The following is a 9,767-nucleotide window of genomic DNA, read 5'->3' as shown; positions in this document are numbered from 1 at the left end:
AGCGCGGCGGGGTAGGGGCATTCCGGCGCGCGCCGGTATTCCACGGCGACGATGATCCGGCCCGTGGCCAGCGCGAGCTTGCGGGCGATAGGGTCATAGATGGCCACGCTGCCGGACACGTGCCCGCCCCCATGCAGAAACAGCGCGACGGGCCTTGTCTCCTTCGGTGCCGGGTGGTAGATGCGCACCGGCACCGGATACTCCGGCGCCGGGATGACGTCGTCGCGCACCAGGGCCACCTCGGGCCGGTCGGTGACGCAGGTGCGCGTCAGGGTGTCGAAGACCTCGCGCGCGTTGATGACCGTGAGCCGGTCGCCGTTGGCGACGGCCGCCGCCTTGGCCGCGCGTATCTTCTCCAGCCAGTCGCGCAGCGGCTTCGGGATGGCGGCATCGCGCTCGCGTTGCATGCTCAGGCAATCCGCCGCACGGCGCCCGAATCGTCACCGAGAATGGCGACGGGCTCCTCGCCGAGCGCCAGCGCAAGCCGGTTCATCATGTCGATGGTCTCGCGGCTCATCTCCTCGCGGGGGCCGGCGATCTGCTCGCACAGCGCCAGGGCGCGCTTGCGCTCGTCTTCCGTGCGCAGCAGCTTCGGCAGCGTCGCCAGGGCCGCCTCCGGCTCGTAGCCGACGACGAGCGTCTCCTTGTGGATCATGCGGGTGCGGTGCTTGGGCTTCATGCTGGCGAAGGGCTCGGTGGCGAGCAGCATCTGGTTGGAGCGCTCCAGCCGCGAGCGGCGCACTTCCTTGCGCGAGTGGGCCAGGAAGATCAGCATCCGGATGACGCCGTCGGCGAAGGTGCCGAGGTCGATGCGATCCAGCGCGTCCTGCACCTCGGTGAGCGTGCGCAAGTCCTCGCGCGGCTGGGACTCCGCCACCGTGACGGCGAGCCGCTCGCCGAGCGCCTGCACCTGCGGCGCACCCCACAGCAGGTTGAAGTTCCACTCGATCAGCGCGTTCTGCAGGTCGCGCACGCCGTCCCACCACTGCGTGACCAGCCCGGCGTTGAAGCGCTCCCACTGGCGGAAGGGGTTGTCGTCCGGCGCCGCCTGGCGCTGCTCGCGGACTTGCGCGGCCAGGTCCTTGACCGGCTGCATGGCGGGGTTACGGTCGCTGGCGAGCCAGCGTTGCAGGCGCATGGGGCTTGCGTTGGCCAGTAGCTCCGAAGTCGCCTGGTTGGTCATGGCCCGGATGAAGGGGCGGATGGCCAAGTCGTAGACCTCGGTACTCAGCTCGGAGAAGCGAGCCACTGTCGCGAAGGGCTTGTCCGAGTCGTCGCCGCCGCACTGCTCCATCATCTGCTCGATGCTGCGCTCGGCGAAGGCGACCTTGAAGGTCTTCTCGACGCCCTCGCCGCGCTCTTCGGTGATGACCATCTCGTACAGGCCGGGGGACAGCGCCTCGATGGCCTTGAGCGTGGAGACGATCTCCTCGTGCTCCTTTTTCGCCACCGATGAGGACACGAAGATGCCCAAGTGGCCGACGCTCGGGTGCAGGGTGTAGAGGATGCGCTGGCCGCGGGCCTTGATCTCCTCCACGCCGGTGTAGTGGTCCGCGATCCAGCCCAGCGCCTGCTGCGGCGGGGTGATGTTGTCCCCGTGGGAGGCGAAGACGATGATGGGCGAGTTCACGTCGCGCAGGTCCACGTGGGTGCGCTCGGTGAGGTTCGCCTTGCCGCGGCCCAAGCGGTTGCCGACGAACAGGTTCTCGACGATCCAGGCGATCTCGTCGGTGGTCATGTAGTAGAAGCTGCCCCACCAGCGCTCGAAGCCGACAAAGCGCGGCACCTCGGTGTCGATCTTGTCCCAGAGGCTGTAGTACTTCTCCCACCAGGTGTTGCTCGGCGAGAGCCGCTCGAAATTGAACACCAGGTTGGCGCCGTCGAACAGCCCGTTACCGAGGTCGGAGAGCAGGTGCACGGTGCTGGCACCGCCGACCAGGCCGCCCAGGTAGCGCATCGGGTTCTTGCCCTTCTGCCCGGCCCAGTAGGACAGCGGCGCGCCGTTGGCAACAACCGGACCGGTGATGTCCGGGTTGGTGGCGGCGAGCAGCATGGACGCCCAGCCGCCCTGGCAGTTGCCGATGATGACGGGCTTGGGCGAGTTGGGGTGCAGCCGGCGCACCTCGCGCACGAAGTCGGCCTCGGCGGCGGTGACGTCCGCCAGCGTCTGGCCCGGCATCGGCATGCGCGTGAAGGTGACGAAGTACGTCGGATGGCCGCCGTGGATGGCCGCGCCCACCTCGCTCGCGTGCTTGAAGCCGCCGATGCCGGAGCCGTGGCCGGCGCGGGGATCGATGATAATGTAGGGCCGGCCGTCCTCGCGCACCGTCACGCCCTCCGGCGGCACGATGCGCACCAGGGAGTAGTTCACCGGGCGCTCCAGCTTGCTGCCGTCCACGACGATCTCGTGTTCCCAACTCAGCACGGTGCGGTTGCTGCCTTCCTCGTGCTCGACGAAGTGGTTGCCCCGCTCGCGCATGGCGTCGGCGTAGAGCACCGTGCGCTGGGCGCCGTCCACCAGGTATTCCCACCACGCTTGCGGCAGCGCCGGGCTGACCATGCCGTCGAGGACCTGCTGCCAGGTCTCGAGGTTGGCCTTGGCATTCTGCTGCGCGGTCTCCATCGCCCGCTTGCCATGGGCCTGGAGGATGATGCCGAGGTCGCGGCCGTATTGGACGTACGCGTCGTCGTGCCCGTCGAAGGTCTTGTGCCATGACTGGCCCCAGGACTCGGTCCAATCGGTCAGGGCGTTGCGCATCTCGGTCTGCGGGAAGAGCTTGGTGATGGCGAACATGGGGGCGCTCCGGGGGCTGCTGGCGGGTTTCTGCTTTCGTGGTTTGGATCGATGCATGCCTTAGCGCGTGGGAACCAGGGCGGCACGCTAGGCGCCGCCGACGACCTGCAGCGTGTGGCGCGCGATCATCCGCTCCTCGTCGGTGGGGATGACCCAGACCGCGGGCCGCTGATCCGCGGGGCTGATGCGCAGCCCGTGCCCGACATGGCCTGCGGCGTTGACGGCCGCGTCGATCTCGATGCCGAGCCAGGCCGCATCGGTGCAGACGCGCTCGCGGATATCGGCGTCGTGCTCGCCGACGCCGGCGGTGAACACCAGGGCGTCCAGGCCCCCGATGGACGCGGCCAGCGCGCCCAGGGTCTGGCCGATGCGGTAGACGAAGTAGTCGATGGCCTCGGCGGCGCGCGGGTCGTCGCTCTGGTGCAGCGCGCGCAGGTCGTTGCTGACGCCGGAGAGGCCGAGCAGGCCGGACTGCTTGTAGAGGAGCTTCTCCAAGTCATCGACGCCGAGCCCGTCCTCGCGCATCAGGAACAGGATGACGCCGGGGTCGAGCAGGCCCGGGCGGGTGCCCATGGGCACGCCGTCCAGGGCCGAGAAGCTCATGGTGGTGTCGATGCTGCGCCCGCCGCGGATGGCGGTCATGCTGCAGCCACTGCCGAGGTGGGCGACGACGACCCGCTCCCCGGCGACGTCCGGCGCCAGTTCCTGAAGCTTCTCGACGATGTACTCGTACGAGAGTCCATGAAAGCCGTAGCGCTTCACGCCACGCTCCAGCAGCGCCCGCGGCAGCCCGAACTGCTCCGTGACCTTGGGCCGGCCGCGGTGGAAGCCCGTGTCGAAGCAGGCCACCTGGGGCAGCTCGGGGTGGTCGGTGGCGACGGCGCGGATGGCTGCGAGGTTGTTCGGCTGGTGCAGGGGCGCCAGTGGAATCAGGCGGGTCAGTACGCCGATGACGTCGGTGTCGATGAGCACGGGCCGGCTATAGTCCTCGCCGCCATGGGCGACGCGGTGGCCGACGGCCATGATGGTCTTGTCGCCGGCGAACTCCGCGAGCCAGCTCCAGATCTGGCGGGACGCCGGCGCGTGTCCGTGTACGTCGCCGCGGGCCTCCCACCAGCTCTCGGAGAGCACCTGACCTTCGCTGGTCTTGGCAACGAAGTGCGGCCGGGTGCCGATGCCCTCCACCTGACCCTTGGCGCGCAGTTGGGGGTCGGTCTGGGGCTCGGTGCTGCCGACGCCGTAGACGGCGAATTTGATGCTGGACGAGCCCGCGTTCAGCGTCAGGATCAGTTCCTCCGAGGACGCGCTCATGACCCCCTCCTCAGTGCGCTGGCTTGTCGTGCAGCCCCTGGCGGACCGCGTGTGCGTGCAGCACCGCGGTGGCGGCCGAGGCACGGCGGGTGCGCACGCTGTCGGCGCGCGAGGTCAGGATGATGGGCACCCGTGCACCCAGCACGATGCCGGCGGCCTCGGCGTTGGCCAGAAAGATGAGCTGCTTGGCCAGGATGTTGCCTGCCTCCAGGTCCGGCGCAATGAGCACGTCCGCGACGCCGGCCACCTGGGAGTCGATCTTCTTGATGCGCGCGGCCTCCAGGTTGATGGCGTTGTCCATCGCCAGCGGGCCGTCCAGAACGCCGCCGGTAATCTGGCCACGGTCGGCCATCTTGCACAGGGCCGCGGCGTCGAGCGTGGACTGGATCTTGGGCCGGACCGTCTCCACCGCGGACAGGATGGCCACCTTCGGCCGCTCCACGCCGACGGTGCGGGCGAGGTCGATGGCGTTCTGGCAGATGTCGCGCTTGGCCTCCAGGTCCGGCGCGATGTTTACGGCGGCGTCCGAGATGAGCAGCAGCTTCGGATAGGTGGGCACGTCCATGACGAAGATGTGGCTGATGCGCCGCTCGGTGCGGATGCCCGTGGCCTTGTTAAGCACCGCGCTCAGCACCTCGTCGGTGTGCAGGCTGCCCTTCATCAGGATCTCGGCGGTGCCCTCGCGGATCAGCTCCACGGCGCGGGCGGCGGCGGCGTGGCTGTGCTCGACGTCCAGGATCTCGGTGCCACCGAGGTCGATGCCGTGCTCCTCGGCGACGGCGCGGATGCGGCCCTCCGGCCCCACCAGGATCGGTGCGATGAAGGTCGCCTCGGCGGCCTCCATGGCGCCCGCCAGCGAGACCTGGTCCACCGGGTGCACGACGGCGGTGGGGATGGGCTCCAGCGCCCGGACCTTGTCGAACAGCGCGGCGAAGCTGTCGTGGTGGCGCACCGAGATATCGGCGACATCCGCCACTTCGATGCGCTGCTTGGTGGTCGGCGCCACGACCACGGCGCGGCCGGTCATCACGCGCTCGCCGGCCTGGTTCACCACCGAGCACTCCAGCCGCACCAGGCGCTCCGGCAGCTTCTCGACCACCTTGACTTTGGCCGTCAGGATGTCGCCTAGCTGCACCTGGCGGTGGAACTCAGCGTCCTGGTTGCGATAGACCGTGCCCGGCCCCGGCAGCACGTTGGCGAGCAGGCTGGAGATGAGCCCGGTGGCCCAGAGGCTGTGGCCGACGACGCCCTTCGCGCCCTGGGCGCGGGCATACTCTTCGTCCATGTGGATCGGGTTCAGGTCGCCGGAGACCTTGCTGAACAGCGCCACGTCGTCGCGGGTCAGGGTGCGCTGCAGCTCCGCGGTCTGCCCGGGCTGGATCTCGTCATAGGTGCGGTTTTCGAGGAAGTCGGCCATGGCAACGGGTCTCTGGTCCAAAGGTTCCGCGGGTGCGCAGAGCCAGCGTCTGGCGCTCATTGCGCATGCTGCGGCGCAACAAACAGGGTAGACGCACCGCGTTGCATTGCCATGAACCTAGGATGTCACTTTCGTGACGACGCAGGCATCCGTAGCACCCCGCATCGACCGGCGGCAACCAGAACGGAGCAGGTGAACCGCTCGGCTAGCGGCTTTCGCGGGCCGATCCGGTGCCCAACGGTTATCGACTCGCGATGCTTCTCGGGTGCAATGAGGCACGAGAAAACCAGCGTGGTCATGCGCGCCATGATCCGGCAGCGCTTGTGGACGGTGGTGATGAACCGCCCCGGCCCCCGTGATGCTTGAGCTCGTCGACGTCGTTTTTTGCACTTGGCGCAATCGCCATAGAGGTCGAGGCCACCGATGCCGTCACTGGGTTCCGGCTGCAAGAGAGCGCGGGAGGCGAGCAGGAAAGCGCGCGGCATGGAGCATGCTGGCCAACGCCGCCGGTCAGCCGTGGCCCGGCTGGTTTCCGGAGCGTGGCAGCTACACCTGCTGCTTGGGCGGTGACCAGCCTGATACAGGCACACGTCCCCCTGCTACTTCTCGAGAACGTAGCGCCCCGGCGCGTCGTCCAGGGGAGCGAGCCCGGCCTCGCGGTTGCCCATGGTCGGCGGCGCCACCGGGGTGCCGGAGCGCGCGGCCAGCCAGGCCTGCCATTCGGGCCACCAGCTTCCGCCCTGCTCCCGGGCTCTGGCGTACCAGTTGTCCGGTGCGCGGTAGGGCTCGTGCTCGTGGGCGGTGTGCACACGGTAGCGCCGGCCCGGGTGTCCCGGCTCGCTCACGATGCCGGCGTTGTGGCCGCCGTTGGTCAGCACGAAGGTGATCTCGGTGTCGCTCAGCAGGTGGAGCTTGTACACCGAGCGCCACGGGGCGATGTGATCCTGCTCCGTGCCGACGGAGAAGATCGGCACCTTGATGTCGACCAGGGCCACCGGCCGGCTGTTCACCTCGTAGCGGCCGTTGGCCAGGTCGTTGTGCAGGAACAGCCGGCGCAGGTACTGCGAGTGCATGCGATAGGGCATGCGGGTGGCATCCGCATTCCAGGCCATGAGGTCGAACATCGGCGGGCGCTCGCCCAGCAGGTATTCGCTGACCATGCGCGACCAGATGAGGTCGTTGGAGCGCAGCATCTGGAAGGCGCCGGCCATCTGCTTGGTGTCCAGATAGCCCTGCGCCCACATCACGTCTTCCAGATAGCTGACCTCGCTCTCGTCGATGAAGAGCTCCAGCTCGCCCGGTTCGGTGAAGTCCACCTGGGTCGCGAGGAAGCTGAGCGTGGCGAAGCGCGCGTCGCCGTCACGCGCCATCCGCGCCGCCTCGATGGCCAGCAGGGTCCCGCCGAGGCAGTAGCCGACGGCATGGATTCTTCGCTCCGGCACGATCTGCTCGATGGCCCGCGTGACGTATTCGATGCCGTTGCGGCGATAGTCCTCCATCGAGAGGTCGCGGTCCGCCTCGCCGGGGTTGTGCCACGACACGCAAAACACCGTGTGGCCCTGGTCGCGCAGCCAGCGGATCAGTGAGTTCTGCGGCGAGAGGTCGAGGATGTAGTACTTCATGATCCAGGCCGGCACGATGAGCACCGGCTCGGGGTGCACGCGCGTCGTGCTGGGCTCGTACTGGATCAGCTCCACCAGGCGGTTGCGGTAGACCACCTTCCCCGGCGTCACCGCCACCGCCTCGCCCGGTCGAAACTGCTCGGCGCCGACCGGCGCCTCGCCGTTCAGGCGTCGGCGGGTGTCCTCCATGAAGTGCTTCAGACCCGCGACGAAATTGGCGCCGCCGGTGCGCAGCGTGGCCTCGATGACCCGGGGATTGGTCGCCGGAAAGTTCGATGGCGAGACGATATCGAGCATCTGGCGCACCAGGAACTGTGCCCGCTCTTCATGCTCGGGCGAGACGCCGCGAATGCCGTGGATCGCGTTCCACCACCACTGTTGCTGGAGCAGAAAGCCCTGATAGATTAGGTTGAACGGCCAGGACCGCCAGCGTGCGTCGTCGAAGCGGTGGTCGTGCGGCAGCGCCTGGATGCAGGGCGGCGTCTTGGGATCGGTGGCCGACTCGATGGCGTAGATGCCCAGCCGGGTCGACTTGCGCAGAGCCTTGATGCCAAGCTCTGCCTGCTTGCCCGGGGAGATGGCCAGATGGAAGGCCCAGTCCGCGAAGGCATTAGCGACCGAGGCCGGCGACAGGTTCCCCGTGAGGCGGCCCATGTTCGCGTGGACCAGGCGATCCAGCGCGCCAATGCCCACGGGCATCGGGATGACCGAGCGCGGCCCGGCTTCGGCATCCTGCGCCTCGCGCGAGGGCGGACACGCCGGGGCGTGAGGGCCCGTCGCCGCTACTCGCCCGTCCTTACGCACCCGATCAGTGGCAGGGTGGGGTGCGGTGCCGTGGTCCTCCATGTCTACACCGTCGGGCGATTGCTTCGCGGGGTTGGTGGCCTTACCGCCATTTTGCGCCATGCTGCCGGCCTCCCGGCGCCGCAACCGTTACGACCACGCTAAGTCTAGCATTGTTGCGGCGCAGCAGGGCTGTTCCCGTTGGCCAGACACGGACACTCGGCACCAAGATTAGGACCGGGCGCCAACGCCCCATTCTGCTGAACAAGCCCGGTCGGCAGCAGCCCGCGCCTGAGCTGAGCACTATCCTCTTTGCTATCAGCAGGATAGCGAAGACGCTGACGCAGTTACCGCAGAAGTGGCCACGGGTTCCTCGCCGCAGTGCTGTAAGCGTTCCTCACGGCCCGACCGCCCGCTACTTGAGCTGTTTCTGCAGGTACTCAATGAGGGGCTCGGGGAAACGGACATAGCCGAGCTGCTCGGTGACCTCCTGCCCTGGCCCCAGGGCATAGTCGATGACATCCTTCAGCGCCGACAGTTTGGCCGGGTCCTCATACTGGTGTCGGAGCACCAGCCAGGAGAGTGCGACAATGGGATAGGCATCTTCGCCCGTCGGGTCCGTGGCATTGGGCACGCTCGGGTTCGCCATCACGGAACTGAGGGCGGCGTCGAAGGCGGCGTTGCCCGGGGCGACCATTTTGCCGGCGCGGTTCTCCAACGCCGCCATCTCGATGCCGGGCAAGAAACCCCAGGCATACTGCACGTAGCCGATGCTGCCGGGGACCGCCCGCACGGTGGCCGCGACGCCGCCGTTGCCGGGGGAACGGACCAATCCGGCCCGGTCCTTGAGCGCATCCGGCCAGTCCGGTTTCATGTTGGTACCGACGGCTGCTGCGAAGTCTGCGCTCAGGGTACTGAGGTGGCGGGTGAACTTGTAGCTGGTGCCACTGGCATCGGCCCGCGCCACGACGACGATGGACATGTCCGGCAGGCCCAGATTCGGGTTGGTGGCCGCGATGGTTGGGTCGTTCCAGTTGGCAACCGCACCGGAAAAGATACCCACTAGAGCATCACGGCTCAGCTTCAGCGCCGGAACGCCCTCCAGGTTGTAGACGACCGCGATAGCGCCAGCCGCAATGGGCAGCTGGTGCACGCCGCCCGGTACTTGTGCGGCTTCTTCCTCAGTGAGCTTCAGGTCGGAGCCCGCGAAGTCGACACGGCCACCAATGAAGTCCTTCACACCGCCGGCGCTGCCGATGCTCTGGTAGTCGACAAGTACGTCCGGATGGACCAGGTAATAGTCCCGGAACCAGCGTAAATAGAGCGGCGCGGGGAAACTGGCACCGGTGCCCAGGAGTCTGAGCGCGGCCTGCTCGTCTGCCTCGACCTGCTTCGGGGAAATCAGGCCAAGCAGCAACGCGGGGAGAAGCAAGTGGCACAGCCAAGCCAGCGGGCGACGGGCGTGGGTCATGTTCTAATCCTCGGTTCCTAAGCGGTGACGGGAGAGCGCGACGGATGCAGGGGCCCGGGCAGCGCCCATTGCGCTCTTCATCGCCGCTACGCCGAGGCAGTGTATGGCCCGAATCCGGCCTCTTGCCACCGCAAACCCGTCATCGCATCGTCATTGTTTCGTCACGACGCGCTGAGTAAACCAAGCCCAAGTGAGCCGGACCGGGGTGCGGCGCCCGCACGACACTTGTAGTCCGTACTGTCCTGAAGCTCCGGGCTCGAGCACCTGGGCAGACAGCGGGAGCTTGAGGGGCGTCCGCGGCGGAGCACCTGGACATCGGTCTCGTTGCCACCAGGCAAGAGCGACGATACCGGTCTGGTCGCAGGCCTG

Annotated in this window: 6 protein-coding genes; all 6 read right to left on the bottom strand. The window is 67.8% G+C overall.

Annotated features, from left to right (window positions below; all coding sequences use genetic code 11):
- The coding region (locus LJE69_RS01345; RefSeq protein ID WP_296920544.1) for an alpha/beta hydrolase at nucleotides 1-407 on the bottom strand (407 nt) is incomplete at its 3' end.
- Between the two features lie 2 nt (nucleotides 408-409).
- Nucleotides 410-2,794: a DUF3141 domain-containing protein gene (locus tag LJE69_RS01340; protein WP_296920539.1), complete on the bottom strand. Its 2,385-nt coding sequence runs from the start codon at nucleotides 2,792-2,794 to the stop codon at nucleotides 410-412.
- Nucleotides 2,795-2,881: 87 nt separating this feature from the next.
- On the bottom strand, nucleotides 2,882-4,105 hold the full coding sequence (locus LJE69_RS01335) for an acetate/propionate family kinase (protein ID WP_296920536.1): 1,224 nt from the start codon (nucleotides 4,103-4,105) through the stop codon (nucleotides 2,882-2,884).
- Nucleotides 4,106-4,115: 10 nt separating this feature from the next.
- Entirely contained in the window at nucleotides 4,116-5,522 is a 1,407-nt protein-coding gene (locus LJE69_RS01330) for a bifunctional enoyl-CoA hydratase/phosphate acetyltransferase (protein ID WP_296920533.1), read from the bottom strand.
- A 599-nt stretch (nucleotides 5,523-6,121) separates the two neighbouring features.
- Complete coding sequence (locus tag LJE69_RS01325; protein ID WP_296920530.1) at nucleotides 6,122-7,843, bottom strand: alpha/beta fold hydrolase; 1,722 nt, start codon at nucleotides 7,841-7,843, stop codon at nucleotides 6,122-6,124.
- Nucleotides 7,844-8,342: 499 nt separating this feature from the next.
- Nucleotides 8,343-9,398: a phosphate ABC transporter substrate-binding protein PstS gene (pstS, locus tag LJE69_RS01320; RefSeq protein ID WP_296920527.1), complete on the bottom strand. Its 1,056-nt coding sequence runs from the start codon at nucleotides 9,396-9,398 to the stop codon at nucleotides 8,343-8,345.
- Nucleotides 9,399-9,767: the final 369 nt, after the last annotated feature.

The sequence above is a fragment of the Thiohalocapsa sp. genome, assembly GCF_022340605.1.
GTDB lineage: Bacteria > Pseudomonadota > Gammaproteobacteria > Chromatiales > Chromatiaceae > Thiohalocapsa.
Note: the sequence above shows the minus strand (reverse complement) of the source record. Positions and strands in the feature narration are given on the sequence as shown.

Bases quoted from the DNA above. Each gene is read 5' to 3' on its own strand.
- LJE69_RS01340 (WP_296920539.1), bottom strand. From the start codon at position 2,794: ATGTTCGCCATCACCAAGCTCTTCCCGCAGACCGAGATGCGCAACGCC.
- LJE69_RS01335 (WP_296920536.1), bottom strand. From the start codon at position 4,105: ATGAGCGCGTCCTCGGAGGAACTGATCCTGACGCTGAACGCGGGCTCG.
- LJE69_RS01330 (WP_296920533.1), bottom strand. From the start codon at position 5,522: ATGGCCGACTTCCTCGAAAACCGCACCTATGACGAGATCCAGCCCGGG.
- LJE69_RS01325 (WP_296920530.1), bottom strand. From the start codon at position 7,843: ATGCCCGTGGGCATTGGCGCGCTGGATCGCCTGGTCCACGCGAACATG.
- pstS (WP_296920527.1), bottom strand. From the start codon at position 9,398: ATGACCCACGCCCGTCGCCCGCTGGCTTGGCTGTGCCACTTGCTTCTC.